Here is a 656-nt window from a genome sequence, read left to right as displayed (position 1 = left end):
GGCGCAAGCTGGCGCGCGGCGAGCACGACATCGCACAATTCATCGACGCGGCGATCGATGCCGCGACCCGTGCCGCCAATCTGACGGCCCGGCTGCTCGCCTTCTCGCGCCAGCAGCCGCTGGCGCCGCAGATCGTGGACGCCAACCGTCTGCTGACCGGGATGTCCGACCTGATCCGGCGGGCACTCGGCGAAACCATCCGTATCGAAACGGTGCTGGCGGGAGGCTTGTGGAAAACCCATGCCGACCCGAGCCAGATCGAGAACGCCGTTCTCAACCTGGCCGTCAACGCCCGCGACGCCATGGGCGATGATGGCAAGCTGACCATCGAGACCGCCAACAGCCATCTCGACGACAGCTACGCCGCCGCCCATGCCGAAGTCGCGGCCGGCCAGTATGTGATGATCGCCGTCAGCGATACCGGTTCGGGCATGACCCCCGATGTCATCGCCAAGGCCTTCGAACCCTTCTTCACCACCAAGGCGGTCAACAAGGGCACCGGCCTAGGGTTGAGCCAGGTGTTCGGCTTCGTCAAGCAGTCGGGTGGCCATGTCAACATCTATTCCGAACCCGGCGAAGGCACGACGATCAAGATCTACTTGCCGCGGTATTTCGGCGCCGAAGAGCCGGCCGTGACCACGCGGCGAGGCGACAAC

At 65.1% G+C, this 656-nt stretch carries 1 protein-coding gene; it reads left to right on the top strand.

What is annotated here, in order from left to right; all coding sequences use genetic code 11:
• Window positions 1-656 (top strand): ATP-binding protein (locus EN750_RS37755; protein ID WP_245482945.1); only part of this gene is annotated, 656 nt, incomplete at both ends.

The organism is Mesorhizobium sp. M7A.F.Ca.ET.027.03.2.1, from assembly GCF_003999175.1.
In the GTDB taxonomy this organism is placed as follows: Bacteria; Pseudomonadota; Alphaproteobacteria; order Rhizobiales; family Rhizobiaceae; genus Mesorhizobium.
Note: the sequence above shows the minus strand (reverse complement) of the source record. Positions and strands in the feature narration are given on the sequence as shown.